Origin of the sequence: Arthrobacter sp. FW306-06-A, assembly GCF_021870055.1 — a bacterium.
In the GTDB taxonomy this organism is placed as follows: domain Bacteria; phylum Actinomycetota; class Actinomycetes; order Actinomycetales; family Micrococcaceae; genus Arthrobacter.
The window spans coordinates 3669002-3693884 of sequence record NZ_CP084552.1; the positions used below are offsets into that span (position 1 = coordinate 3669002).

A 24883-nucleotide genomic window follows, 5' to 3' on the forward strand; every position below is an offset into this window, starting at 1 on the left:
TTCTCCATGGGGGCGGAGCCTCGGGGGGTTCATTGCGCCGCAACCCGGCGCTGAAAGGATCTACCGAAAATGCGAACAAGGGTCTCAGCTTCAGTCACCGCCATTGCCCTCTCCGGCGCCATGCTCTTTGGCATGGCAGGCCCGGCGACGGCAGCGGCTCCAGCGGCTCCTTCTGCCGCTTCCCAGTCATCACAGGTTGCCAACGTAACGGGAACCATTAACCAGACCATCGACGGCGTCGGCACCTTCGTTGGCTCGTTCACGCCGTCCGGCTTCAGCGCCCAGAACGGCCAGCTGACCGTCACCGGCCTGGTGCAGGGTACCTTCACGGACCTTAACGGCGTGGCCACCCCTGTCACCCAGACGGTAACCACCACCGCTGCAGCCGCACCCTCCACCGCGGCTGCCCTCGCCAGCGGCGGCAGCTGCGACATCCTGAACCTGGTCCTCGGGCCGCTGCACCTGGATCTCCTGGGACTCAACGTGGACCTGAACCAGGTGGTCCTCGACATCACCTCCCAGACCGGAGCCGGCAACCTGGTGGGCAACCTCCTCTGCGCCGTCACCGGGCTCCTCGACGGCGGGACGGGCCTGAGCGGCCTGGCCAACCTGCTCAACCGCCTCCTGGGCCTCTAGTTCCGGCAGATCAAGAACCTGGAACGCCAGTAAAGCGGGCGGCCCCGAAAGGGCCGCCCGCTTTACTGTCCCGTGCAGGTGCGTGCCGCCTGGAGCTTCTCCACCACCAGGTTTCGGTAGGCAGCCCGGAGCGGTGCCATCTGCCGGAAGCCGATCCGGCCCCCGCCAAGCACCTTGTCCGACGAATCACGCCATTCGAAGAGCGGCAGCCCGTTGATGGAAAATGCCACCAGCGGGCCGTCCTTGAGCACTTCCAGCCGATAGAAGTCCGTGGCGTCTTCCGCAGGAGGCAACGGGTCCGCACCTTGGGCCACCAGTTCGAACCCCGCGCTCTTGCGCAGGTTGCAGGTCCGGAACGCCCGCTCGGACTGGTACTTGTGCCGGAAATAGGAGACGTGCAGGGCATCAATGTCGCCCGAATGGTACTGCGGGTAGTAGCCGGTCCTGGGTGCCAGGGACGGGCTGAAGAGGTCCAGCCCGCCGTGGCCCGCAGCGGCAAAGAACAGCATGGCAAGGCCTGGCTCAGCAAGGGGCAAAAATTCCCAGCTGATGCGGATGCCGTCCGGAAATTCCTCCGGGCACCAGAACGTCCAGTGTGCATGGTCGCCGAAGTCCTGGTCATCCAGGCTGCCTGACAGCTCCAGTGCGCCCTCAAGGCTGCCTAAGCGTAGCGGCCCCTCCGCCACCCACCCGGCGACATCGTCCGGCCCGGCCAGCGGGTTGCGGTAAAGGATGCCTGTCTCCAGGCCCGCGCTGCCCACCTAGCCGCGTCCCGCCGTCGTACCTGCCAGCCGTTGCTTCGCGCCGTAGCCCAGGCCGCCAAGCTGCCGGGCCACCTCCCCCGCCACCAGCGCGGCCCCGTGCTGGGAGAAATGCGTATTGTCAGCCAAGCCGTCCGGCCAGTGTGCGTTCCCACCCGGCGCGAAGTGGCAAAAGAGCTCCCGGGAGCCGTCCGGCCCCAGCCCAAGGTAAAGGCACCGCGTCCAGGCGTTCAGGTCCAGAACTGCGACGCCCAGCTCCAGGGCAAGCTCGCGGACCACCTCCGGATAGTCCTCCAAGCTTTCCTCCAGGACAGCGTCCGACGACGGCACGTCAAGGAAGTGCCGTCGCTCCACCGACGTGCAAAGCGCCGTAGCGGCGCCCACGGCATGCACCTCGGCCACCATGGTGCGCAGGTTGGCCGCATACCCGGTGCGGGCCGCGAGATGCTGCTTCTTCTGGTCGTTGTGGCCGAACTGGATGAGGACCAGGTCGCCCGGTCCTGCCGCGGCGAGCAGGTCCGCCCAGAGCCCCTCACTGCGGAAGGACTCGGTGCTGGCCCCGCCCTTGGCGAAGTTATGCACTGCTGCCCACGTGTAGGTGAGCGGGGCCAGGTGCGCGCCCCAGCCACTCATGGGGAACTCTTGCGTGGGACAGTTTGCGACGGTGGAGTCGCCGGCCAGCAGTATCTTCATGGTGTCCTTTCATCCAGACGGGAGTCAGCCCTTGACGGAGCCGATCAACATGCCCTTGGCGAAGTGCTTCTGCAGGAACGGATAGAAAATGAGGATGGGCAGGGTGGCCACCACGATCACGGCGAACTTGATGCCCTGTTCAGGCGGGATGTAGTTGGGGTCCACGTTGCCGGTGCCCAGCAGGTCGGAAGCGGCAGTGACCTGGCGCAGGTACATCTGCAGGGTCCACTTGGAGTTGTCGCTCAGGTACAGCAGGGGCGACATGAAGTCGTTCCAGATGCCCACGGCATAGAACAGCGCAAACGTAGCCAGGACCGGTTTGGACAGCGGCAGCAGGATCCGCCAGAGGATCCCGATTTCGGTAGCGCCGTCCATCTTGGCCGACTCCTCCAGTTCGGCGGGTAGTTCCTGGAAGAAGTTCTTGATGATGATCAGGCTGAACGGGTTAATGGCCGCCGGCAGGATCAGGGCCCAGTAGGAGTTGAGCAGGCCCAGGTCCTTGACCAGCAGGAACGTGGGGATCATGCCGCCGGAGAACACCATGGCGAAAACCACCAGGGAAAGGATCACGTTCCTGCCCCGCAGGGTCTTCTTGGCCAGCGGGTAGGCCATGGTCACCGTGAAGGCCAGCTGGACCAGGGTGCCCACCGCCGTGACCAGGATGGTGGTCACCAGGGCGCGGACGAACGCCGGCGTGGCGAAGATGTACTCGTAGGAGCCCAAGGTGAACTGCTCAGGCCAGACGAAGAATGCCCGGCGGGTTATCTCGGCCTCAGTGGCGAATGACCCGGCGAAGACGTAAACGAACGGCAGCAGCGTGATGATGCCGACCAGGGACAGGAAAACGTAGTTGGCGGCGTCAAAGATCCGGCCGCCGCGGGTGTTGTGGATCTTCATTAGAACAGTCCGCTCTGGTTGAATCGCTTGGCCAGCCAGTTGGTGCCGAAGATCAGCACGATGCCCACCAGTGATTTGAACAGGCCCACCGCCGTGGAGTAGCTGTAGGCGCCCTGGGTGATGCCCACGAAATAGACATAGGTGTCAAAGACGTCGGCCACTTCCCTGTTGAGGGCGTTGGTCATCAGGTAGATCTGCTCGAAGCCGGTGTTGAGCATCTGACCGATGGCCAGGATCAGCATCACGATGATTGTGGAGCGGATCGCGGGCAGGGTGATGTGCCAGACCCGGCGGAAGCGGCCGGCGCCGTCGATGATCGCTGCCTCGTACTGGTCCTGGTCCACGGTGGCCAGCGCTGCGAGGAAGATAATGGTGCCCCAGCCGGTGTTCTTCCAGATTTCCTGGAGCACAATCAGGGGCCGGAACCAGGCGGGGTCGCTCAGGAAATCGATATTGGTGCCCATGACGTTGTTCAGGAACTGGAACAACGGTCCAATGTCCAGGGCGAACAGCAGGAAGCTCAGCGACGCAACAATGGTCCACGACAGGAAGTGCGGGATGTACACCAGGGTCTGGACGGTGCGTTTGAGGACGGACAGCCGGACCTCATTCAGCAGCAGGGCCAGGATGATGGTCAGCGGGAAGGCCACGCCCAGGTTCAGGAACGCCAGGATGAGGGTGTTGCCCAGCAGCCGGGGAAAGTCGGGGTTGGCGAAGAAGTCCTCGAAGTTCCGGAAACCCACCCAGGGGCTGCCGTTCACGCCGAGGAACGGGACGTAGTCCTTGAAGGCGATGGACACCCCGTACATGGGTGCGTAGCGGAACACTGCGAAGTACACCACGCCGGGCAGCAGCAACAGGTACAGCCACTTGTAGTGCGCGAAGTGGACGGAGAACCTGCCCCCCTTCCGGGGAGCGGGCGGGGTCTTGCCCGCCCGCTCCCCGGCGAGGGTGTCAATGACAGGGGCTGCCATTTACTTGTTGTCCTGCCAGAGCTTGTTGATCTCTTCCTTGACCTTGTTACCGCCGCTGGTGTCCCACAGCTTGATGGCGTCCTTGAGGCCCTGCTCATCGATCTGGCCGGCCAGGTACTTGATCCGGGCATCGGCCACGATGTTGTCCAGTTGGGCGCCCTTGGCAACGTACGTGGCTGAAACATAGGGTGCTGCCGGGTTGTAGACCGCGCTCTTGAGATCCTCCGCCATGACTTCCGTGCGCTTGTCGAAGACCTGCTGCTCGTAGTCGGAGGGCTGCTTCACGGGGTAGAACCCGTTGCCGGCAACGTTCATGCCCAGCTGTGCGTAGCTCTTGATGTCGGTGGTGACGGCCTTGCCTTCCGGGGTTTCCGGCTTGATGGTGGCCGCCTTGCCGTCCTCCACCTTGAAGTTCACACCCTCGATGCCGTTGTTCAGCAGGATCTGGACGTCCTTGCCGTTCATGGTGTTCAGGAACTGCAGGACCTTGACCAGGTCAGCCTCGGTCTTGACGCTGGCCTTGGGCATGGCCAGGAACCCCGAGTACCCGTCGGTGGGGTGGGCGTGCAGTTTGCCGTCTGGCCCTTCGAGATTGCCCACGAAGCCCACCTTGTTCTGGAAGTTGTTGGGATCCGCCTGCTTAAAGAGGTTGATCAGCACGCTCACGCGCGAATCGACGTCGACAATGATGCCGCCCTTGCCGTTGAAGAACGGCTCGTTCCATTTAGTGCTGTCAAAGGTGGCGAAATCCGGGTTGATGAGCTTTTCGTCCACCATCTTCTTGATGAACCGGTCCGCCTCGAGGAATTCGTCCGTCTCGAAGCTGGGCACGAGTTTCCCGTCCCGCTCCGTCCAGCGGTTCCCGGCACCGTACCATTCCTCGATCAGGTCGTAGGGGCTGTTGGTTCCCAGCGCACCCCACTTGGGAATGGTGATGCCGTAGGTGTCATTCTGGCCGTTGCCGTCCGGATCCTGCTCCGTGAAGGCCTTGGCCACCTTGTACAGGTCCTCGACGGTCTTGGGCGGCTGCAGGCCCAGCTTGTCCAGCCAGTCCTGCCGGAACATCACCGCTGCGCGCATGGGGGCACGGCCACGGAACACGCCGTAGACCTTGCCGTTGACGCTGGCGTTCTTCTGGATGTCCGGGAAGGTGGTTTTGAGGTTCGGGTACTTGTCCAACTTGTCCGTCAGGTCCCAAAAAGCCCCTGCCTGGGCGTTCTTGACGAAGCCCGGAGTTTTACCCTGGATCACCATGACCTGCGGGATGTCCGACCCCGCCAGCGTGATGTTGGTCTTGTCCTCGTAGGATGCGTTGGGCGCCCAGTTGATCTTGACCTGCTTGCCCGTGAGTTCCTCGAGCTTCTTCTGGACGGCACCGTCCGCTGCAGGCGGCTGCGCCTCAAGGAACGGGGCCATGATGGACACCGAGGTGAGGTCCGCGGCCGGTGTGTCACCCCCGCCGCTGCACGCCGTGAGGCTCAGGGCCGTCGCAGTGACGACGGCGGCGGCAAGGGTAAGTTTCCTACAGATCATTTATTTTCCTTTTCCACTTCGTTGGGGTTCTTTGGCGTTGGCCCGCCGGGTTGATACGTTTCATTTGAACGACACAGGCATGCGCCTGCCACCATCAGGGGTAGCCCGGCTGCCGGGGAATTGCTTTTAGGTGGAGGCGCCCTGCGGGACGGCCTGCCCCACAGGTTCGGCCTGGCCTACGGCTTGGTCGTTGGCGGTGAAGAAGCGGTCGCACAGCCAGCCGGTCAGGTAGAGCCAGGCACCCATGCTGAAAAACGGGATCAGCCCCGGAAGGCAGCTGCTGCCATACAGCACGGCCGCGGACACGAACAGCAGGATGACTGTCCCCGCAAGGTGCCGCACGGCGAACCGGGACGACATCAGCAGATACTGCGGCAGCGGCAGTTCGTACCTGGCGTACATCGGGAACACATAGCAGAAGGCACCGGCGACGAAGACTCCCGCAACAAGCAGGACCACGGCCATGAGCTGCGGGAAGATCCCGTGGCTGCCTGAGAAGTAGTTCCAGTTCAGGACAAGCGCAGCCACCACGGCCATGACCGGAAGCGAGAGGGCATTGGCCCCGCCAAAGTTCCGGAAGTATTCGGCAGCGAAGCCCCGCAGCAGCGGAGCAGCATCGCCGGCCGCCCTTTTTCGCACCAGGATCTGCGCGGCCGCCGTTGCGGGGCCGGCACCAAGGACACCGAGGCCCAACACGGTGAACGCGATCCAGAGCAGGTTCAGGCAGGCAATCCATACAAGCGTGTCAAAAAACGAGTAGGCACGCGCACTGAAGGTCCCGGACAGCATGGCACGGCTCCCTTCTGTTTCTCCATCGTTGCAGGGGCGAAGCGGAACGTGTCCCGCATCACGCTGGTAATCGGTTTCTCGAAATCTAGACCTCCTGTCACACCACGGTCAAGTGGTTTTTTGAATCGTTACATAACTAGACTCGAAGTACGCGAATGCCGCACACTGATTGATGGAAAGCGCTTGCTGGAAATATGCCAGCGCCTGGGACACCGGTGCCCGCGACGTGGTGCCGCCGGTCAGAACGGAGAACGATGGGAACGGCAACGGAAACCGCCGGCAGCGGCGCCGGCACGGCCACCACACCGGCGGCAAGGGTTGCGCTGGTGGGTGTGCACGGCTTTGGCACCCACCACCTCCGGAACCTCGAACGGCTCCAGGCCGCCGGCAGCGTTGAACTGGTCGCCGTGGCGGACCCGCAGCCTCCGGCGCCGGGTGCCGTGCCGCCGTCGGCCGCTGTTTACCCGGGGCTTGACGACCTCCTGAAGGCGACCCGGGACCTGGACCTGGTTATCGTTGCCACCCCCATCCAGACCCATGCCCCGCTGGCCCTGGCCGCCCTGGCCACGGATGCGGAACTCTACTTGGAGAAACCGCCGGTCGCCTCCCTTGCAGACTTCAACCGGCTGTGCGAAGCCGCCGCAGCAACGGAACGTGGAGTCCAGATCGGCTTCCAAAGCCTCGGCTCGCACGCCCTGAAGGCCGTCGAGGACCTGCTGGCCGCGGGAACCATCGGAACCCTGCAGGGCATTTCCGCCACCGGCCGCTGGGTCCGGGACCGGGCCTACTACAAGCGCTCCCGATGGGCCGGGAAACGGAGCATCAACGGTGTGGACGTGGTGGACGGCGTGGCCACCAATCCGCTGGCGCACGCCGTGGCAACGGCACTCCGTATTGCCGGGGCGCGCACCACCACCGATGTGGCGTCCGTGGAAACCGAGTTGTACCGGGCCAATGACATCGAATCGGACGATACCTCCGTGATCCGGATCCGCACCGCCGCCGGACTGCCCATTACCTGTGCCCTGACCATTTGCGCCTCGGAGTCCGTTGAGCCTTACGTGACCCTCCAGGGCTCTAACGGGACGGCAGTGTTCCACTACACCGAGGACCGGCTCACGGTTGAAACAGCGGCGGGACGCAGTGAGGAAACGTATGGCCGGGACGACCTCACGGAGAACCTCCTGGCCCACCGGTCCCGCGGGGTCCCGCTCATCAGCAGCCTGGAGGACAGTGGCGCCTTCATGCTGGTGCTGGAGGCCGTGCGCACAGCACCACTTCCCACTCCCATCGATCCCGCCTACGTGCGCTGGGAGGGCGAGGGGGACGCCGCGCACGCGGTGGTAGCCGGCATCGAGGAGGCCCTGGATCAGGCAGGCCGGCAACATGCCACCTTCAGTGAGCTGGGCCTGCCCTGGGCTGCAGCCGCCCCCGCGGTTTTTGACCTGCCGGCCTTCTGATGATGGACCGGGCGGGACTGCAGGAGGCGGCAACCGAGGGTGCAACCCGGCCCGGGAGCCAGGGTCGGCTGTACGCCGTCAACCTCCTCACGGACGGTCTCTCCCCCTGCCTGACGGCGGCCCCGTCCCCTGCGTTCGGCTGGCAGCTCGGGCAGGATGACGACGCCGACCCCGCCCTTGCACGGCAGGTGGGCTTTGAGCTTGAGGTCCGGGACGCCCGGGGCGGGGTGCTGTGGAGCTCCGGACAGATGGCCGGCGCTACACAGCGGGGTGTTCCCTGCGGCGGCCCCCGGCTCGAGGACGACACGGACTACGCGTGGCGCGTGCGCATTCTGGACGCAGCCGGCAATCCTGGCTCTTGGTCCGCCCTGCAACCCTTCAGCACCGGCCTCGGTGACGGCTCCTGGCAGGCCGGCTGGATGGGCCGTGCCCCGGGTGGACGCGCCCCGCTGGAAATCCTCAATCATTCACTCCGCGTGGCCGGTTCCCCTTTCCTACCCCTCCCCTCCCCTGCGCTCCGCAGCTTCCGGCTTGAAGCGCGGCTGCGGCCCGTGATGGGCTTCGCCGGGCTCCTGCTCCGCAGCAGCGGCGCCGGAACCGGATTGCTGCTCGAACTGGACCCGGATGGCAGCGCTGTACTGCGTCCCGCCCCGGAATGGGAGATCCCCTCCCCCGTGCCCGACACTCCGGTACTGGCCAGCGCCCGGGCCAAGGATCCGGCGCCGGGCAGCTGGCGGGACCTGGTTGTCACCGATGACGGCAGGACCATCCGCGTCACACTGGACGGGACGGAGCTGCTGGCCCTGGACCAGCCCGCCGCTGCGGATGATGATTCCGCCCTGCTGGCGTTGCATCAGGGCCCGCGGAGCCAGGCCGAGTACGCCGCGCTGCGGCTCACCGACACCACTGCCGGCAGGGCGGAAGCCCTCATTTTTGACCACCGCTTCGACGTGGACGATAACCAGGGCCTTGCGTGCCTGGCCCAGTGGCCCCGGACCACCACGCACCGCCCGCCCGACGAGTGGACCCTGTTCCGCACGGCCCTCCGGCTGTCCGGGACGGTGCGGCGGGCGCGGCTCTATGTTGCCGCACACCACCACGCCCAGCTCTCCGTGGCCGGAACGCCCTGCCTGAACACCACATCGTTCGGCTACCCCGGCGAGGGCTATTACGACGCCGCCGACGTCACGGAGATCCTGGCCGGGCAGCCCGGCGGTTCGGCGGTCCCGGTGACGGCCCTGCTCCACTGGTACGGCCCGGGCCAGGGCCGGGCAGCGGGGGTCCCTGGCCTGCTGGTCCGGCTCAGCGTGGACTACGACGACGGCCGCCGGGACGTTCTCACCTCCGGCCCCGGCTGGTCCGCCGCCGAGGCGCCGTACCGCCAGTCCGGCTACCGGAACGATGAGGGCGATCCGGTCGAGCACCTGGACGGGTTGGCCGCTGCGGCACTCGACCCGGCCGACGACCTGCCTGCCGCTGTGGTCACGGGCCGCCACCCGTCGTCGGACTTTCCCCGCCTGCACCCCCGCCGGACGTTCCTTGCCGGGGAGTTCGTGGCACCGCGGCAGTTTTTGACCGCCGACGACGGCACGATGGTGGCGGACTTCGGCCAGGTCCTTCCCGCCCGCCCCGAGGTGGATTTCCTGGACGGCGTCCCCGGCCGCACCGTGATGCTCCGGGCCGGTTACGCCCTCCGCCCCGACGGCAGGGTTGACGCCGGGAAGACCGCCAGCCAGAACACGGACATGTCCTTCCCCTACACCCAGGCGGCCGGGCCACAGCAGTTCCGCGCCTCGGTGCACCTGGGTTTCCGCTACCTTGAACTGCCCGGGATCGACGCCGCAGAGGTGTCCCGCGTGGGTGCCACCACCGTCCACGCCAGCCATCCCGGCGAAGGCAGCTTCAGCAGCTCGGACCCGGTCCTGGACGCCGTCTTCGGGCTGCTCCGCGACTCCGCGCTGTACGGGGTGCAGGAGCAGTTCGTGGACACCCCCACCCGGGAGAAGGGCCAGTTCCTGGCGGACGCCGCCAACATTTCGTGTGCCACCATGGCGCTGTTCGGCGAGCACGCCTACACGGCGCAGGCCCTGCGGGAGTTCGCATGGTCCGCCCGCCGCTACTGGAGCGCCGCAGGGGAAAAGGGCCGCTACAACGCCGTCTACCCCAACGGCGACGGCAAGCGGGACATCCCCGACTTCTCCCTGATGCTGCCGGAATGGGCCGAGGAGTACCACCTGCGAACCGGGGACTTGGCCCTGGTCCGGGAGTTGCTCCCCCACCTGTGCGACACGGCTGATTATGCGCTGCGGTACGTTCCGGCGGAGGGCCCGACGGCGGGACTGGTCACCAGGCTGGGCGGCGGCTCCGGACCTTACCTGCACGGCATCGTGGACTGGCCCGCGCCCGGGCGGTTCGGCTACGACATGGAATGCGCGGCCAAGACCACCGTGAACGCGCAGGCCTACTCCGCGCTGGTCTCGACAGCCCGCCTCTGTAGCGCGGCAGGCGACGAGTCCGCCGCGGTCCGTTATTCCGCCGCAGCCCGCGGCCTTGCCGACGCCATCCGGACCCGGCTCCGGGTGGACGGCGTCATGGTGGACGGACTCCACGGCGATGGCACACCCAACTCCCACGCCTCCCAGCACGCAACATCCTTTCCGCTGTCCCTGGGCATCACCGATCCTGGATATGCTGCCGCAGATGCCGACCGGATCGCCGGGATGGGCATGCGGCAGGGACCCATGACTGTGCACCGGCTGGTCCGGGCCCTGCTGGGCCTAGGCAAAACGGACGCTGTGCTGGACCTCCTCACCAACACGGACCAGCCCGGCTGGGCCCGGCTCCTTGACCACGGGGCCACCTTCACCTGGGAGGCCTGGGACCTGGAAGACGGCACGGACTACAGCCAGTCGCATGCCTGGTCCGCGTCGGTCGTCAAGGAGATCCTGGAGTACCTGCTGGGCATCCGTTACCTCGTCCCGGGCGGCAACGACGTGCTGGTCGAACCGCCCGTGTGCCGGCTGGAGCATGCCCGTGGCAGCGTTCCGGTGGGCAACGGATACGTGCATGCGAACTGGCGGCGCCGCGGCGGCTTGGTGGAGCTGGAGTGCACGGTGCCGCCCGGAACCGCAGCCACGGTCCGCCTGCCCGCCGGCAGCTACGGAGTCAAAGGGCCCCGGGCCCTGCAGGACCAGCGTGCGGATGCCGCCGTCGTGGATTCCCCTGCAGAAGCCGACGAGCAAACCCCCGGCGCCGCCCGCGAATTCCGCGTCCACACCGGAACCTGGACGTTCACTCCCGTTTGAACCCTGCGAGTTGGCACTTCGCGGCAATCCCGTCGCAAGCCACTGCCGCGAAGTGCCATCTCGCGCAGGGGTGCAGCGTCAAACCCGGTCCTGCCGCCGCCCGTGCCACCACAGCAGCAGTCCCACCACGGCCGCGGAGAGCATTCCCAAAGCACCGGTGGCCACCAGTCCGGTCCGGACGCCGAACTGTTCGGTCAGCCAGCCGGCCAGGAGGCCGCCGCACGCGTGCCCGCCCAACAGGAGCGGGAGGTACAGCGCCATGACCCGGCCTCGGATGGCGGGCACCGGCCTCCAGCTGGACGACGGTGGCGGCACTGGTCAGGAACAGCAGCGTCATCATGCCCACCACCACCAGCATGCCGATGAACAGCACCACGTTGGGCATCAGCGCGGCCACCAGCTGCGACAGACCGAAGAGGCCCGCCGCGGCCACGATGCCCTTGCGGCCCATGTTGCCGAGCCGGGCCGCCAGGAGCGCACCGGCCAGGGCCCCAACGGCACTGACGGTGTTGAACAGGCCGAAGCCTTCCACGCCGTTGTGCCACACCTGCTGCGCGAACGCGGCAAGGACAACGGGTCCGTTCATTCCAAACGCGCCCATGAGCCCCGCCAGCAGGATGAGGAGCAGCAGGCGCGGCCGCTCCCTGACGTAACGGAACCCGGCGAGCACCTGTCCGCGCCCCCGCGCGGCCGGCGCGGTGGGGTGCAGTTCGTGGAGTCGGACGGCGGCAATAAGGCCCAGTATCACCAGGCCAATCAGCGCATTGGCGGCGAAGGCCGCTGCAGGCCCTGCCTGCGCAATCAGCACGCCACCCAGCGCCGGCCCGGCCATCGCCCCCAGCTGTGACAGCGCGTTGTTGAGTCCGATGGCGGGCCGCAGCGCGGCGTCGCCCACCACCTCGTTGACGAAGACCTGGCGGGTGGGCTGGTCCACCGCGGCGATGATGCCCAGGGCAACGCAGCTGGCGTAGACCACCCACACGGTGATGGTGCCGCCGGCAGCCCAGGCCGCGAGCCCCAGGCCCAGCAGGACGATGATGGACTGGCACACCATCATGATCCGGCGCTTCGGAAAGATGTCCACCACCAGTCCGGCGAGTGGACCCACCACGAGCATGGGCAGGAATTGGAGGGCGACGGCGGCGCCCACCGCAGCGGGGCTTCCGGTCAGCTGCAGCACCAGCCAGTCCTGGGCCAGGCGCTGCATCCACACGCCGAGGCTGCCGGCCAGCTGCATGGCCAGGAAGAGCCGGTAGTTGTGCTGCCTTAGGGGGTGGTACCAGCGGGGCTGGCTGCTGACGGCTTGTTCTGACTGGAGGGAGCGCGTGCGGCGGGCAGGCACAGTCAGCGTTTGGTGCGGCCGGAGCGCAGCTTCACTGCGGCGGCGGCCAGGATGAGGGTTCCGGGGACGACGACGAAAAGCGCGGCGAGCATCCAGACGAAGACCACGGCACAAAACAGGGCGGCGGCCAGCAGCAGCGACCCGGTCCAGTCACGGAGGGAGAATGCCTGGCCGGTTTCGAGGGCCCGGCGCCAAGTGTCCTTGCCGGTGGTTCCGGCGGCTGCAAAGTCGGACCCTCCGTAGTCGGACCAGGCGGATGCGGTGCGCAGCAGCACGATGGCGGCGCCGGCGGCAAGGATGAGCGTGGCGGGAAGGACCAGGCCGCGGCCGGGGAGCTGCCCAACCCAGGCGAGCAAGAGGTTGAGGACAATCACGACGGCGGCTGCCGCCGTCGTGATGCCAAGTTTCCAGCTGCCCGGCAGGGCAGCCTTGAACAGGCCCCACAGGCCGCGGACGGAATCGTCCCGGCCGTTCAGGTGCCGTTCGAGGTGCGCGGTCCCGGCGGCGTAGGCGGCCGGGATGGTGACGAGCGGGAGGGACAGCACCAGCACCAGCACCCCTGCCAAAAGGGTTTCGGAGAACAGGGCGAACCGGTTCACCGGGATGGGTTCGTGCCTGGATGCGGGTGTGGTGCTGTCCATGACGCTCATTTTCTTCCTTTACTGCCTTTAGCCTTTGAGGCCCTGGGTGGAGACGCCTTCGACGATGTACCGCTGGAAGATCAGGAAGAAGATCAGGACGGGGAGCAGGGCCAGGACCGACATGGCGATCATGGCGCCGTAGTCCGAGGACTGGGTCTGGTCCACGAAGAGCCGCAGGGCCAGCGGCAGCGGGTACTTGTCCGGGGTGTTCAGGTACAGCAGCGGGCCCAGGAAATCGTTCCAGCTCCAAATGAAGGAGAAGATCGAGGTGGAGATCAGGGCCGGCTTCATCAGCGGCAGCATGATGGAGAAGAAGATCCGGGCGTGCCCGGCGCCGTCGATCCGTGCCGCCTCGTCCAGCTCCGTGGGCAGGCCGCGCATGAACTGGACCATGAGGAAGACGAAGAACGCGTCCGCAGCCAGGAACTTGCCGATCAGCAGCGGCACGTACGTGTCCACCAGGCCCAACTGCTGGAACACGATGTACTGCGGGATGATCACCACGTGGAAGGGCAGCAGCAAGGTGGCGATCATCATGCCGAAGAAGATGCTGCGGCCGGGGAAGTTGATCCGGGCGAACGCGTAGGCCGAAACGGACGCGGACAGGATGGTCCCCACCACTGCGCCGAGGGCCAGGATCAGCGAGTTGGTGAAGAACTGCAGGGTGGACACCCCGCCGATCCCGTCCATGGCAGTAACGAAGTTGTCGAAGCTGAAATTGTTGGACCACAGCGACGTGTTCTGCCCGCCGATTTCGGAGTTCGGCTTGAAGGACGACGCGATCATCCACAGGCCCGGGTACAGCACGATGGCCGTGAGGATGAGGGCCGCGGCGTGGAAGACCACGCTCTTGGCCCGCTTGGCCCCGGTGGACTCTGACTTCGGGTTGTAGGCCGGGACGGTGTCCGGAGTGGACTGGGTGGGAGTTGCCATGGTTGTCATCGTGAATCACCGCTGTAGTGGACCCAGGACTTGGACGTGCGGAAGAAGATCAGCGTGATGATGCCGACCACGACCACCAGCAGCCAGGCCATGGCCGAGGCGTAGCCCATCCGGAAGTCGCTGAAGCCGCGCAGGTACAGGTAGAGGGTGTAGAAGAGGGTGGATCCGGCGGGGCCGCCGTCGCCGTTGGAGATGATGTAGGCCGACGCGAAAACCTGGAACGCGTGGATGGTTTCCATCAGCAGGTTGAAGAAGATCACCGGGGAGAGCATGGGCCAGGTGATGTTGAAGAACTTCCGCACCGGGCCGGCGCCGTCCATGGACGCTGCTTCGTAGAGCTCGCCGGGGATCTGCTTGAGCCCGGCCAGGAAGATCACCATCGGGGCGCCGAACTGCCACACCGTCAGCAGGATGAACATCGGCATGGTCATGGCGGGGTTGCCCACCCAGCCGCCCAGGTTGATTCCGAAGAAGGACAACCCCTGGTCCACGGGCCCGGAGTCCCCGAACATCGCCTTCCAGACGATGGCGATGGACACGGACGCGCCGATCAGCGACGGCGCGTAGAACGCCGAGCGGTAGAAGCCCTGGCCGCGGCGCTTGCTGTTCAGCAGCATGGCCACCGCCAGCGCGGCCGCGAGCTTCAGCGGGGTGCCGAAGACCACGTAGGACAAGGTCACGCCCACGGACTGCAGGAACCGTTCGTCCTGGAACAGGGTGGTGTAGTTGTCCAGGCCGATCCACTTGGGGGCCTCAAACAGATTGTAGTTGGTGAAGGACAGGTACAGCGAGGAGATCATCGGCCCTACCGTCAGGGCGATGAATCCCAGCAGCCAGGGCAGCAGGAACGTGTAGCCGGCACGGGCGTCCACTCCGTTGCGCTTCGACTTGCGAAGCTGCACGGGAGCGGACGACGCCGAACGCCTGCTCAGGGTTGGGCTTGAAGTCACGAGATCATTCCGTCAGTCGTGGAACCAGGGCGGGAGGGCATGGCAGCCGGATCAGGCGTTCTGCTTGATGACGTCTTCGGCTTCCTTGAACCACGCGTCGACGGCACCGTCAACGGTGACCTTGCCGTAGTTAAGGTCGGAGGCGATCCGGCCGAACGAAGCTTCCAGCGTTCCGAAGCCGACGATAGGCGGCTCCGGGGCGTCCTTGAGGTACTGCTCGATGGACTTCTCATAATCCACCACGAGCTTGTCGGCGCCGTCGAAGGTGGTACCGTCGCGCTGGGTCTTGGAGGCGGGGACGCCGCGGGAGGTCTTGAAGATCTGGCCCACCTCGGGGTCGTTGACCATGAAATCGATGAAGCGCGCGGCAGCATCCTTGAACTTGGTCTTGGCGCTTGCCACCATCAGCATGGAAGGCTTGAGGAACAGGCCCAGGTTGTTGGGGTCATCCGACGGCACGGGCACCAGCTTGAGTTCCTTTGCGCCGCTGTCCCCGAGGTAGCCGGCCATGAAGTTGTCCCAGGTAACCTCGGCAGCACTGACGTTCGAACCGAACGGCGACTTGGGCTTGAGCTGGGTCACCCTCTCTTCCGGAACGATGGCCTGGGTCCCGCGAAGCTTCGAGTTGAGGTTCCACCAGGTCTTCAGGTCGTCCTTGCTGAAACCCAGCTTCCCGTCGCTGTTGAAGGCCTGCATGTTCTTCTGCCGGAGCCAGATGTTGAACTGCCACCACACGCCGGTGAAGTCCGTGGACCCATAGAGGGTGCCATTGCCCTTGTCGCCAACTTCCTTCAGGAATGACTGGAATTCGGACCAGGTCCACTTGCCGGTGGGCTCGGCAATGCCCAGGGAGGCAAGCTTGGCGGGGTCGTAGTAGACGGCGAAGGCGTTGGTGCTGGTGGGGATGCCGTAGGTCTTGCCCTTGATCTGGCCTGAAGGCAGGAGGGACTTCTCGAAGGCGTCCGTGTTGATCTTGACCGTGCTGAGGTCCAGGAGCTGGTTGCGCTGGCCGTAGTCGCGCAGGTAAGACAGGTCCCACTGCATGACGTCCGGCAGCCCGCCGCCTGCGGCCTCGGTGGCCCGCTTCTGCCAGTAGCCGGCGAAGTCGGTGAAGTTTCCGTTGACCTTGATGTCCGGGTTCTTCGACTCGAACAGGGCAATGGCCTTGCGGGTACGCTCGGCGCGGTCGTCGTTGCCCCACCAGGTGTAGTTGATGGTGACGGGCTTGTCTGCGGAACCGGTCTGGCCGGACGAGCCGGATCCGTTCCCACAGGCCGACAGTGCTGCTGCGGATGCGGTACCAATGGCCACGGTTGTGAGGAAATGCCTTCTGTTGATCACGGGAGCCTCCTTGCTCAATGGGTGTTTGCCTTTTCTCGGTCTACAACGGCGGTAGTGAGCTGGCTTACACGGCTTCTGAAACGATACAATAGCGACATTCCCAGGATTGGGCAAGCGTTTTCCAAAGGTCTGACCATTCGTTCGTTCCATCTACCCAGCTGACAAAGGAGTCCCATGACAGAACAGGTAACGCACGGACCGTCGAGCGTTTGGAGCAAAGTCGAAGGCATCGCTTTCGGCGGTGATTACAACCCGGAGCAGTGGCCCGTCAGCGTCCGGCTGGAGGACCTGGAACTCATGCAGGAGGCCGGCGTGAACTTCCTCAGCGTGGGAATCTTCTCCTGGGCACTGCTCGAACCGGCCGAGGGCAAGTACGACTTCGGGTGGCTGGACGACGTCATGGACAACCTCGCAGGAATCGGCGTGAAGGTGGCGCTGGCCACCGCCACCGCTGCTCCCCCCGCCTGGCTGGTCCGAAAGCATCCGGAGATCCTGCCGGTCACCGCTGACGGGACCGTGCTGGGACCGGGCTCCCGGCGGCACTACACGCCGTCGTCGGCCGTTTACCGCCGCTATGCCACAGGCATCACCCGAGTCCTGGCCGAACGGTACAAGGACCACCCGGCCCTGGCGCTGTGGCATGTGGACAACGAGTTGGGCTGCCACGTCTCGGAGTTCTACGGCGAGGAGGACGCGGCAGCCTTCCGCGCCTGGCTGGAACGCCGGTACGGAAGCATTGGGGCCCTCAATGCTTCCTGGGGCACGGCATTCTGGTCCCAGAACTATGGCTCCTTCGAAGAAATCCTGCCGCCCGCCATCGCCCCGACCACGCTGAACCCGGGCCAGCAGCTGGACTTCCAGCGCTTCAACTCCTGGGCACTGATGGACTACTGCCGGAAGCTGGTGGCAGTCCTGCGCGAGGTCACCCCGGACATCCCGTGCACCACCAACCTGATGGCCTCCAGCGCCACCAAGTCCATGGACTACTTCGACTGGGCCAAGGACCTGGACGTCATCGCCAACGACCACTACCTTGTCGCTGCGGACCCGGAACGGCACGTCGAACTGGCCTTCAGCGCGGACCTCACCCGGGGCATCGCGGGCGGTGACCCATGGATCCTGATGGAACATTCGACGTCGGCTGTGAACTGGCAGCCGCGCAACCAGCCCAAGATGCCCGGCGAGATGTTGCGCAATTCCCTGGCCCACGTGGCCCGCGGGGCCGACGCCGTCATGTTCTTCCAGTGGCGGCAGAGCTTTGCGGGCTCGGAGAAGTTCCACTCGGCGATGGTGCCACACGGCGGACGGGACACCCGCGTGTGGCGGGAAGTGGTGGAACTCGGCGCCGCACTGAAACGGCTGGAGCCGGTGCGGGGTTCGCGGGTCCAGTCGCGTGCGGCCATTGTCTTTGACTACGAGGCGTGGTGGGCCAGCGAAATCGATTCGAAGCCCAGCGTGGACGTCAAGTACCTGGACCTGCTGCGGGCCTTCCACCGCGGCCTGTTCCTGCGCGGCATTTCGGTCGACATGGTGCACCCCTCCGATGCCCTTGAGGGGTACGACCTGGTGCTGGTGTGCACCCTGTATGCCGTGTCCGACGACCACGCTGCCAACATCACCGCTGCCGCGGACGCCGGTGCCACGGTCCTGGTCAGCTACTTCAGCGGAATTGTGGACATGGAGGACCACATCCGTTTGGGCGGCTACCCGGGGGCGTTCCGGGAACTCCTGGGGGTTCGGGTGGAGGAGTTCCACCCCCTGCTGGCCGGAGCGCAGCTGAAGCTGAGCGACGGCACTGTTTCGTCCATCTGGAGCGAAGATGTCCACCTGGCCGGCGCCGAGGCCCTGCAGACCTTTACCGAGTACCCGCTGGAGGGTGCGCCCGCCCTGACCCGTCGGAGCGTGGGGTCCGGTGCCGCCTGGTACCTTGCCACCTTCCCGGACCGCCACGGGATCGACGCCCTCCTGGACAAACTGCTGGCGGAGTCCCTGGTCTCCCCCGCGGCCGTGGCCGATCCCGGCGTGGAGCTGGTGCGGAGGCGTTCGGCCGACGGACAGAGTTTCCTGTTCGCCATCAACCACACCCGGGCGGATGTCTCCGTCTCGGCCACGGGAACTGATCTCCTGACGGGGGAGTCTTTCGGCGGCACCGTTCCGGCCGGCAGCGTGGCCGTGATCGCGGAGGCGTAGGCGCGCGGACAGAAGTCCGAGGGCGGCACCTCCCCCGGTGCCGCCCTCCCCACCGTCGCGGGGCACTTTGGGCGCTATTTTCGTGCAAACCACGACGACGGCTAGCGAGTCCGTGTCAAAGTGCCCCGTTTTGGAGGACTCACCTCAAAACAGCCCTGCCGACTAGCTGCTGATAGCTGATTTCATTTCATCCGTTGCCTTCTTGCCGGCGTCCTCCGGGGACAGCCGTTCGAAGAGGACTTCCGACGTGTACCGCTTGATGATTTCCTGGATGGCGCCGGCGCCCTTCGGCGGCGGCGCCGGGGCCTCCCCGAGCTCATCTTTGATTTGATCGATGAACTTGACCACCTTGACGTCGGCAGGGGTGAGCTTGGACTGGATGGCTGCCCGGACCTCCGAGTTCGGGTAGACGCCGCGGTCCGCCAGGAGCGCCTCGCCGGCTTTGACGTTGTTGGTCAGGAAGTTAATGAACTTTGCAGTTTCCTGGGGGTGCTTGGTCCGGGAGGAAGCAGACCAGAACTGCGACGCCTTGTACCAGAGCTCGGCGTCGGCGGCGGACCCCGTCTTGGTGGGGAAGCGCAGGATCTTCAGGTCTCCGCCGCTGGCCTTTTCCAAGGCAGGGGCCTGGTTGGACCACCAGAAGGCCATGCCGTTCCTGCCGGTCGCCAGCCCGCTCTGGTCAAGCGGAGCGGCCTCGGCCTCCACCACCTCGGAGGCTGAAGGCACGGCCTTCTCCTGGCTGAGCTTCTTCAGGAAGGCCCACCATTCGGCGATGTCCCCGGGCTCGAAGCCCAGCTTGCCGTCCGACGTGTACAGGGACTTGCCGTTCTGCCGGAGCCACACGCCAAGGGAGGCCTCGTCGGTTCCATAGGCGGCCGCACCGTAGGTTCCCTTGGGGGACTTGGCGGTGATGTCGGCGGCGATCTTGCCGAAGTCCTCCCAGGTCCACTTCGTGTCGTCCGGAAGCGGGACACCGGCGGCCTGGAAGACGGCCGGGTTGGCCAGGATGGTGGCGGCGTTGATGCCGGCGGCAATGCCCGTCAGGCCCTTCTCGCCCTTGCCGGCGTTGAGTGCAGCCTCGTCCAGTTTGGAAGTGTCGATCTCGTACTTGGAAAGGTCCAGGAGTGCCCCGCGGCTGGAATATTCGGTGATGTACTTTTCGTCCATCTGGATGATGTCCGGAGCATCATTGGCCGCCACCTGGGTGGCCAGCTTGTCCCAGTATCCGCTCCAGTCGCCGAACTCCGGCTTGATCTTGATCTTGGGGTTCTCTGCTTCGAACTGGTTGATGGCTTCCTGGGTGAGCTGGGCGCGCTTGTCGCCGCCCCACCAGGAGAAGCGGAGCTCGACAGTACCGTCCGCGTTCTGGGGGGCTGCTCCCCCGCCGCAGGCACTGAGGGCCATAACGGCGGCAACTGCAGCCGCAACGGCGCCGGCTTTACGGGTTCGGCCTTGGCGGCCGTGGCGCAGTGCGCCTGAAGTGGGTGCCCCTGCCCGCTGCTTTGCAGCAGCTGCAGGACGGGGAAAAAGCGGCACTGTGTACTCCGATCTTCTTTGATCAAGGTGCGGGTGGTGTTCCAAGTGGGGACTCGGTTCCGACTCAGCGATAGGGCCGAGCGGATGCGTTATGAAAGCGCTTTCTAGATCTAATGCTACAAGTCCACAACTTGTAATACAAGAAGCCTGAGTCGTGATCTTGAAAGATTTCGAACGGCGTGGACGGACGAACGGCCCGCCGCAAGGACGGGCCGTTCAGGGATATGGAAGTTGGAGGGCTGGGTTACTTGATGCCGGTGGTGGCGATGCCCTTGATCAGGAACCGCTGGCCAAAGAGGAACACCAGGAAGACCGGCAGCAGGGAGACGATGGACATGGCGAACAGGGATCCCCAGCTTGTGGCCGACTGCGAATCAACGAAGGCCCGCAGCGCCACCGGGACGGTGAACATATCGGGGTCCGTGAGGTAGATCAGGGCCCCGAAGAAGTCGTTCCAGGTCCAGATGAAGGTGAAGATGGTGGTGGTGGCCAATGCCGGCACCATGAGCGGCAGGATGACCCGCAGGAAGATGCGGGGATGGCCGGCGCCGTCGATGCGTGCTGCTTCATCGAGTTCGCGGGGGATGCCGCGGATGAACTGCACCATCAGGAAGACGAAGAACGCGTCCGTCGCCAGCAGCTTCGGCACCAGCAGCGGCCAGAACGTGTTCACCCAGCCGATCTGCGAAAACAGGATGTACTGCGGAACGATCACCACGTGGAACGGCAGCATGATGGTCAGCAGCATGATGCCGAAAAACAGCCGCTTGCCCGTGAACTGGAGCCGGGCGAAGGCGTAGGCGGCCATGGAGCACGACACCAGGTTTCCCAGGATCGAGCCGATCACCACAATGGCCGAGTTCAGCATGTAGTGGCCGAACGGGTGCGTCAGGGCCGACCACCCCGAGGTGTAGTTGCTCATTTCCAGGCTGTTCAGCCACAGGCCGGGCTCGCGGAAGATCATCTCATTGGGGCGGAGCGAGGACACCACCATCCACAGGAGCGGGTAGATCATCAGGGCGCCGGCAAGGATGAGGATGCCGTGCTTCATCAGCGATTTGCCTCGCTGCGCGCGGCTGAAGGCCAGTGTTCCCCGGGACTCACGGACCCTGGGCTTGCGGTTGTTGGGCTTGCCGGCGCCGGCGGACTTCCTCTCCGGGGTGGGCAGCGTCTCAAGCTTAGTCGTCATAGAAAACCCAATACTTAGAAGCGATGAAGTTGATGGCGGTGAAGACACCGATGATGAGCAGCAGTACCCATGCCATGGCCGACGCGTAGCCCATGTCGAACTGGCCGAAGCCCTTTTGGTAGAGGTACAGCGTGAAGAACATGGTGGAGTCGGATGGGCCGCCGTTGCCGCCCGAGACAATGAACGCCTGGGTGAACGACTGGAATGAACCGATGATCTGCAGCACCAGGTTGAAGAAGATGATCGGACTCAGCATCGGCAGGGTGATCCGCCAGAACTGCTGCAGCGTGGTGGCGCCGTCAACCTTGGCGGCCTCGTAGTACATGTTCGGGATCTGCCGCAGGCCCGCCAGGAAGATGATCATGGGGGCGCCGAAGGTCCAGACGTGCAGCAGGATGATCGATCCCAGCGCCGTGCTGGGATCCGAGATCCAGCCCGGACCCTGGATGCCGAACATGGCCAGGACCTGGTTGACCAGGCCGGTGGTGCCGAAGATCTGCTTCCACAGGATGGCAACGGCCACGGAGCCGCCCAGGAGCGACGGCAAGTAGAACACCGAGCGGTAGAACGGAAGGCCGCGAAGCCCCTTGTCCAGGACGAGGGCGATCAACAGCGCCACAGCCAGCTGCAGCGGAACGCCCACGAAGACATAGGTAAACGTCACGCGCAGTGAATTGTGGAGCCGGGCGTCGCTGAGCATTCGGGTGAAGTTGTGCAGCCCCGTCCATTCCGGCGGCTGGAGCAGGTTGTAGTCCGTAAAGGACAGGTACAGGGACATCAGCATGGGGCCGATGGTGATGGCCACCAGGCCCACCAGCCACGGCAGCAGGAAGATGTAGGCGGCCTTGTTGTCCCGCCTGTTGGCCTTCTTTTCAGCAGCGGTGGCTTTGCCCTTCCGCCGGGTGATGGAGCTGAGTTCGCTGATGGCGCTCACGGAAGCTGCTCCGTCCTGGGGATGTGTTTTGCGGCCATGTGGTCTCCTTTGGTCATCGTGGCCTCCACGTTGTTTCATCGCAGGGCGATGGGGTATCCGGCACCCAGGCCCGGCCCTGCTCCTGCCCGTGAGAGCGGAAGCGGTTCCGGCGCCGCGGGGCCGTATGAATTGCGGCTCCGTACCAAAGTAAACGCTTTCTTGACTCCTGTATAGCCCTTTGTTAGTTTTTGAGAAAACGCTTTCTGTTACCGCCGTCACTCGAGCACAACCAACCCGCCAAGGGGCACAACAATGAAGTTTGGTCTCAAGAAATCCGTCCTGGGCATCACCGGCGCCTGCGCCGCGGCCGCGCTGGCCCTCACCGGCTGCGGCAGCAGCCCGCAGGCAGGAAAAGTGGGGACGGCAGAAGATCCCGTCACCATCCGGTTCGCCTGGTGGGGCAACGATTCCAGGGCCAAAACCACCATGGAGGTGATCAAGGCGTTCGAAGCCGCGAACCCCACCATCAAGGTCCAGGGCGAGAACACCGAATTCAGCTCCTACTGGGACAAGATGGCCACCCAGATTGCGGGCGGAACCATGCCGGACGTCATTGCCATGAGCGGCGCCTATCCCAGCGAGTACGCCAGCCGCGGAGTCCTGCTGGACCTGGACAAGGTCAAGGACCAGATCGATACGTCCAAGTTCGCGGAAGGCACCGTGGACCTGGGCAAGATCGACGGCAAGCAGTACACCATCACCGCGGGCGTCAACTCCATGTCCATGGTCCTCGACCCCAAGGTCTTCGAGGCCGCCGGTGTTGCCATGCCGGATGACGAGACCTGGACCTGGGACGACTACGCCAGGATCGCTGCCGAAATCACGCAAAAGTCGCCGGCCGGAACGTTCGGCACCACGCCCATGGCCAACGATTCCTTCCTGGCCGTCTGGGCCCGCCAAAACGGGGAAGCCCTCTACACCGACGACGGAAAGAAGATGGGCATCAGCGAGGACACCCTGACCCGCTGGTTCGAGCTCAACAAGAAGCTGACGGAGACCGGCGGCGCCCCGTCTGCCTCGCAGACCGTGGAGGACGGTTCCGCGCAGCCCGAAATGACCCTGATGGGGCAAGGCAAACAAGGGATGAAGATTTCCTGGAGCAACCAGATGACCTCCTACTCCGGCTCGCCGCTGGTCATGGTGAAGCTCCCGGGCGAAAGCAAGGCACCCGGCGCGTGGCTGCGCTCCTCCATGGAATACGCCATCTCGTCCAAGTCGCCACAGTCCAAGGAAGCTGCCCTCTTCATTAACTACCTGGTCAACAACATGGACGCAGCGTCCAAGATCAAGAGTGACCGGGGAATGCCCGCCAACACTGAACTCAAGGCCGGCATCACTCCTATGCTGAAGGAAACCCAGCAGAAGGAGGCCGCGTACCTGGACCGCATTGCCGCCATGAAGATCGAAGCTCCGAAGCCGTTCCCGGCAGGATCATCGGCGACCATGGAGGTTTTGAACCGTTACAACACGGATGTACTCTTCGGAAAGATCTCCCCGCGCGATGCTGCCAAGGGCATGATCTCCGAGGTCAACCAGAACCTCGCCTGACCCCAGCAAGCAAACCCGCCCAGCACCGGGAACCACCGCAGTAAGGAGGCCAGCCACGTGACCCCAACAGCACGGCCCAGCGCCATTGCCGGCTATGAGGACTGGCCCGACTACGTCCGGGAGCATCCGCTCCACGCAGCCTCCAGCGCCGCGGCGCAGGAGCTGGCGGACGCGCTGGGCGTCCCGGAGCGCGGTGCACTTCCTGAGGTAACGGTGCACTGGGAGGAAACATACGACGGCGCCACCACCTCCCAGCTCAGCTGGCAGTTGGGCTTCGGTCCACGGACTACGGGCTGGCTGGTGAAGCCGGCCGGGAGTCTTGGTCCGCTGCCGGGCGTCCTGGCACTGCACTGCCACGGCGGGAACAAGTTCGGCGGGGCCGACCGGCTGGTGGAACTCCCGGACAACCACCCGTCGGCTGCCGCTGCCCGCGCAGGACACTATGACGGCCGCGCCCTGGCCACCGCCATCGCCCGCCGGGGATTTGCCGTCCTGGCCCACGACACATTCGCGTGGGGCAGCCGCAGGTTCAACCTCGAAACTCCCCCATGGCGGACGGCCTCCGCAACAGCGGCGAGGCGGGCGCAGTGGCGGGAGGACGGCGTAGTGCCTTCCGAGGCGGAGGAATACAACGCCGCTGCCGGCTTTCATGAAGACACCGTTGCCAAGGCAGCCGGCCTGCTGGGCACCAGCCTGGCCGGCATGGTGGCGCATGACGACCTTGCCGCCCTGGACATCCTGGCAGCACTTCCGGACGTCGACCAGGACAGGCTGGGCTGCATCGGCTTCTCGGGCGGCGGCGGCCGCTCCCTTGCCCTCGCCGCCCTCAGCCCGCGCGTCCGGGCCGCTGTGGTCACCTGCATGATGACCACCTTCGAGTCGCTCTTCCCCGCCTACCTGGACGCGCACTCCTGGCTGCTGCAGACTCCCGGCCTGTGGAAACTGGGCGACTGGCCGGAGCTCACCTGCCGGGCGGAAACAGCACGCTTCCTGGTGCAGTACGCCCTGGCGGATGAGCTGTTCCCGGAGGACGGGATGCGCCAGGCGGACCAACTGCTGCAATCCCTGCACCCCGGCACGGACGCCTACACCGGCAGCTTCTGGCCGGGCGGGCACGTGTTCACGGCGGGCATGCAGGACGAGGCCCTCGATTTCCTGGCCGGGACACTGACCTCTTGACCCC

General features: G+C 65.3%; 19 protein-coding genes and 1 pseudogene. 6 read left to right on the forward strand and 14 right to left on the reverse strand.

Annotated features, from left to right (window positions below; all coding sequences use genetic code 11):
• Nucleotides 1-69 precede the first annotated feature (69 nt).
• A complete protein-coding gene (locus LFT49_RS17200; RefSeq protein ID WP_237428892.1) occupies nucleotides 70-636 on the forward strand; it encodes an ABC transporter substrate-binding protein in 567 nt (188 codons plus the stop codon).
• Between the two features lie 62 nt (nucleotides 637-698).
• On the opposite strand, the gene LFT49_RS17205 is transcribed toward LFT49_RS17200, so the two are convergent.
• From LFT49_RS17205 to LFT49_RS17230, 6 genes are all read right to left on the reverse strand, one after another.
• Nucleotides 699-1397, reverse strand: a complete 699-nt coding sequence (locus tag LFT49_RS17205) for a DUF1961 family protein (RefSeq protein WP_237428893.1) — start codon at nucleotides 1395-1397, stop codon at nucleotides 699-701.
• Nucleotides 1398-2090, reverse strand: a complete 693-nt coding sequence (locus LFT49_RS17210; RefSeq protein WP_237428894.1) for a rhamnogalacturonan acetylesterase — start codon at nucleotides 2088-2090, stop codon at nucleotides 1398-1400.
• Between the two features lie 24 nt (nucleotides 2091-2114).
• Complete coding sequence (locus tag LFT49_RS17215) at nucleotides 2115-2987, reverse strand: carbohydrate ABC transporter permease (RefSeq protein WP_236820424.1); 873 nt, start codon at nucleotides 2985-2987, stop codon at nucleotides 2115-2117.
• A complete protein-coding gene (locus LFT49_RS17220; protein WP_237428895.1) occupies nucleotides 2987-3961 on the reverse strand; it encodes an ABC transporter permease in 975 nt (324 codons plus the stop codon). Before LFT49_RS17220 ends, LFT49_RS17215 begins: the two co-directional genes overlap by 1 nt.
• Nucleotides 3962-5494, reverse strand: coding sequence for an extracellular solute-binding protein (locus LFT49_RS17225; RefSeq protein ID WP_237428896.1), 1533 nt, complete (start codon nucleotides 5492-5494; stop codon nucleotides 3962-3964).
• A gap of 126 nt (nucleotides 5495-5620) precedes the next feature.
• Nucleotides 5621-6283 (reverse strand): YesL family protein, encoded by a 663-nt coding sequence (locus LFT49_RS17230; protein ID WP_237428897.1) that lies wholly within the window; start codon nucleotides 6281-6283, stop codon nucleotides 5621-5623.
• Nucleotides 6284-6537: 254 nt separating this feature from the next.
• Between LFT49_RS17230 and LFT49_RS17235 the strand changes: the two genes are divergently transcribed.
• Both LFT49_RS17235 and LFT49_RS17240 read left to right on the forward strand, forming a co-directional pair.
• A complete protein-coding gene (locus LFT49_RS17235) occupies nucleotides 6538-7743 on the forward strand; it encodes a Gfo/Idh/MocA family protein (protein ID WP_237428898.1) in 1206 nt (401 codons plus the stop codon).
• On the forward strand, nucleotides 7743-11048 hold the full coding sequence (locus LFT49_RS17240) for a family 78 glycoside hydrolase catalytic domain (RefSeq protein ID WP_237428899.1): 3306 nt from the start codon (nucleotides 7743-7745) through the stop codon (nucleotides 11046-11048). Before LFT49_RS17235 ends, LFT49_RS17240 begins: the two co-directional genes overlap by 1 nt.
• 78 nt (nucleotides 11049-11126) lie before the next feature.
• On the opposite strand, the pseudogene LFT49_RS17245 reads toward LFT49_RS17240, so the two are convergent.
• The 5 genes and pseudogenes from LFT49_RS17245 to LFT49_RS17265 form a co-directional block, all read right to left on the reverse strand.
• Nucleotides 11127-12285: pseudogene (locus tag LFT49_RS17245) on the reverse strand (MFS transporter).
• 107 nt (nucleotides 12286-12392) lie between these two features.
• Nucleotides 12393-13040 (reverse strand): Poxvirus protein I5, encoded by a 648-nt coding sequence (locus tag LFT49_RS17250; protein WP_237428900.1) that lies wholly within the window; start codon nucleotides 13038-13040, stop codon nucleotides 12393-12395.
• A gap of 18 nt (nucleotides 13041-13058) precedes the next feature.
• Nucleotides 13059-13973: a carbohydrate ABC transporter permease gene (locus tag LFT49_RS17255; protein ID WP_237428901.1), complete on the reverse strand. Its 915-nt coding sequence runs from the start codon at nucleotides 13971-13973 to the stop codon at nucleotides 13059-13061.
• Entirely contained in the window at nucleotides 13970-14923 is a 954-nt protein-coding gene (locus LFT49_RS17260; protein WP_236799547.1) for a carbohydrate ABC transporter permease, read from the reverse strand. The genes LFT49_RS17255 and LFT49_RS17260 overlap by 4 nt, the downstream gene beginning before the upstream one ends.
• Nucleotides 14924-14974: 51 nt before the next feature.
• A complete protein-coding gene (locus LFT49_RS17265) occupies nucleotides 14975-16264 on the reverse strand; it encodes an ABC transporter substrate-binding protein (RefSeq protein WP_237428902.1) in 1290 nt (429 codons plus the stop codon).
• A 174-nt stretch (nucleotides 16265-16438) separates the two neighbouring features.
• Between LFT49_RS17265 and LFT49_RS17270 the strand changes: the two genes are divergently transcribed.
• Nucleotides 16439-18454 carry a beta-galactosidase gene (locus tag LFT49_RS17270; RefSeq protein ID WP_237428903.1) on the forward strand — a complete coding sequence of 672 codons (2016 nt, stop codon included), beginning with the start codon at nucleotides 16439-16441 and terminating at the stop codon, nucleotides 18452-18454.
• 162 nt (nucleotides 18455-18616) lie between these two features.
• Here the strand turns inward: LFT49_RS17270 and LFT49_RS17275 are convergent, their stop codons facing one another.
• The 3 genes from LFT49_RS17275 to LFT49_RS17285 form a co-directional block, all read right to left on the reverse strand.
• Nucleotides 18617-19990: an ABC transporter substrate-binding protein gene (locus LFT49_RS17275; protein WP_237428904.1), complete on the reverse strand. Its 1374-nt coding sequence runs from the start codon at nucleotides 19988-19990 to the stop codon at nucleotides 18617-18619.
• A 244-nt stretch (nucleotides 19991-20234) separates the two neighbouring features.
• Entirely contained in the window at nucleotides 20235-21179 is a 945-nt protein-coding gene (locus LFT49_RS17280; protein WP_236820436.1) for a carbohydrate ABC transporter permease, read from the reverse strand.
• A complete protein-coding gene (locus tag LFT49_RS17285; RefSeq protein WP_236799552.1) occupies nucleotides 21169-22113 on the reverse strand; it encodes a carbohydrate ABC transporter permease in 945 nt (314 codons plus the stop codon). Before LFT49_RS17285 ends, LFT49_RS17280 begins: the two co-directional genes overlap by 11 nt.
• Before the next feature lie 291 nt (nucleotides 22114-22404).
• Here LFT49_RS17285 and LFT49_RS17290 point away from each other — a divergent pair, with 291 nt between their 5' ends.
• Entirely contained in the window at nucleotides 22405-23700 is a 1296-nt protein-coding gene (locus tag LFT49_RS17290) for an ABC transporter substrate-binding protein (RefSeq protein WP_237428905.1), read from the forward strand.
• Between the two features lie 57 nt (nucleotides 23701-23757).
• Nucleotides 23758-24879 carry an acetylxylan esterase gene (locus tag LFT49_RS17295; RefSeq protein ID WP_237428906.1) on the forward strand — a complete coding sequence of 374 codons (1122 nt, stop codon included), beginning with the start codon at nucleotides 23758-23760 and terminating at the stop codon, nucleotides 24877-24879.
• Nucleotides 24880-24883: the final 4 nt, after the last annotated feature.

Coding starts and splice junctions, on each gene's coding strand:
- LFT49_RS17200 (WP_237428892.1), top strand. CDS start 70: ATGCGAACAAGGGTCTCAGCTTCAGTCACCGCCATTGCCCTCTCCGGC.
- LFT49_RS17210 (WP_237428894.1), bottom strand. CDS start 2,090: ATGAAGATACTGCTGGCCGGCGACTCCACCGTCGCAAACTGTCCCACG.
- LFT49_RS17215 (WP_236820424.1), bottom strand. CDS start 2,987: ATGAAGATCCACAACACCCGCGGCGGCCGGATCTTTGACGCCGCCAAC.
- LFT49_RS17220 (WP_237428895.1), bottom strand. CDS start 3,961: ATGGCAGCCCCTGTCATTGACACCCTCGCCGGGGAGCGGGCGGGCAAG.
- LFT49_RS17225 (WP_237428896.1), bottom strand. CDS start 5,494: ATGATCTGTAGGAAACTTACCCTTGCCGCCGCCGTCGTCACTGCGACG.
- LFT49_RS17230 (WP_237428897.1), bottom strand. CDS start 6,283: ATGCTGTCCGGGACCTTCAGTGCGCGTGCCTACTCGTTTTTTGACACG.
- LFT49_RS17235 (WP_237428898.1), top strand. CDS start 6,538: ATGGGAACGGCAACGGAAACCGCCGGCAGCGGCGCCGGCACGGCCACC.
- LFT49_RS17240 (WP_237428899.1), top strand. CDS start 7,743: ATGATGGACCGGGCGGGACTGCAGGAGGCGGCAACCGAGGGTGCAACC.
- LFT49_RS17250 (WP_237428900.1), bottom strand. CDS start 13,040: ATGAGCGTCATGGACAGCACCACACCCGCATCCAGGCACGAACCCATC.
- LFT49_RS17255 (WP_237428901.1), bottom strand. CDS start 13,973: ATGACAACCATGGCAACTCCCACCCAGTCCACTCCGGACACCGTCCCG.
- LFT49_RS17270 (WP_237428903.1), top strand. CDS start 16,439: ATGACAGAACAGGTAACGCACGGACCGTCGAGCGTTTGGAGCAAAGTC.
- LFT49_RS17280 (WP_236820436.1), bottom strand. CDS start 21,179: ATGACGACTAAGCTTGAGACGCTGCCCACCCCGGAGAGGAAGTCCGCC.
- LFT49_RS17290 (WP_237428905.1), top strand. CDS start 22,405: ATGAAGTTTGGTCTCAAGAAATCCGTCCTGGGCATCACCGGCGCCTGC.